General features: G+C 73.7%; 1 protein-coding gene. It reads left to right on the top strand.

The genetic code is table 11. From position 1 onward, the window contains the following. The coding region (locus tag ACFY30_RS39305; RefSeq protein WP_390849947.1) for a beta-ketoacyl synthase N-terminal-like domain-containing protein at positions 1-1,375 on the top strand (1,375 nt) is incomplete at both ends.

Genomic DNA, 1,375 nt, shown 5'->3' with positions numbered 1-1,375 from the left:
TCGCGACGGTGTTGCGGGCGAAGGCGCTGGGTGCTTCGCACCTGGACGAACTCACCCGTGACCGCGACCTGGACGCCTTCGTCCTCTTCTCCTCCTTCGCGGGAAGCATCGGAGCGGCGGGCCAGGGCAACTACGCGGCGGCCAACGCCTTCCTCGACACGCTCGCCGAACGGCGCCGGGCGGCCGGGCTGCCCGCCACCTCGATCGCCTGGGGTCCCTGGGCCGACGGCGGCATGGCCGACGAGACCCGCACCGCCTCGCGGATGCGCCGGGGCGGCGTCCTCCCCCTGAACGCCGAGGCGGCCACGAACGTCCTCGCCCGCGCGGTGGCGTCCGACACGCCCGCCGTCGTCGTCGCCGACCTCGACTGGGCGGACTTCGCACCCGCCCTCACCCTGACGCGCCCGAACCCGCTGATCGCCTCGCTGCCCGAGGCCCGCGCGGCCCTGGAGGCCGCCACCCCGGAATCCGGGCGCAACACGGTCGACGACCGCGCCGGACTGCTCGGCCGGCTGACCGGGCTCACCCCCGCCGAACAGGACCGCCTCCTGCTGGAGACGGTGCAGTCCTGCGCCGCCGCCGTGCTCGGCTACGCGGGTGCGGCCGCTGTTCCGGCCGAGCGTGCCTTCCGTGACCTGGGCGTCGACTCTCTGATCGCGGTGGAACTCCGCAACGGTCTTACCGCCCTCACGGGTGTCACCGGCCTCGCCGCCACGGTGGTGTTCGACTGTCCGACGCCGATGGCGCTCGCGCGGCACCTGCGGGAGCGGTTGCTGGGCGATGCGGCCGAGGCGAAGGCCGTCGCACAGGCTCCGGCGGCTGTGATCGCCGTGGACGATCCGGTGGTGATCGTCGGGATGGCGTGCCGGTTCCCGGGTGGGGTGCGGGATCCGGAGGGGCTGTGGCGGCTGCTGTCCGAGGGCGCCGACGCGGTGGGCCCGTTCCCGGCCGACCGGGGCTGGGACCTCACCGCCCTGTACGACCCGGAGGGCGAGCGGCCCGGAACCACGCTCGTCGATGTGGGTGCCTTCCTGGAGGGTGTGGGGGGGTTCGACGCGGGGTTCTTCGGGATGAGTCCGCGGGAGGCGTTGGCGACGGATCCGCAGCAGCGGTTGTTGCTGGAGTCGTCGTGGGAGGCGCTGGAGCGGGCGGGGATCGCTCCGGGTGGGCTGCGGGGGAGCCGGACGGGGGTGTTCGCGGGGACGAACGGTCAGGATTACACGGGTCTGCTGCTGGCCTCGGGTGAGGACTTCGAGGGGCATGTGGGCACGGGCAACGCGGCGTCGGTGCTGTCGGGGCGGGTGTCGTACGTGCTGGGGCTGGAAGGTCCCGCGGTGACGGTGGACACGGCGTGTTCGTCGTCCCTGGTCGCTCT

Source organism: Streptomyces sp. NPDC000345 (assembly GCF_042898825.1).
Lineage (GTDB): Bacteria > Actinomycetota > Actinomycetes > Streptomycetales > Streptomycetaceae > Streptomyces.
The sequence above is the reverse complement of the archived record's forward strand: the minus strand, read 5'-3'. Positions and strand labels throughout refer to the sequence as shown.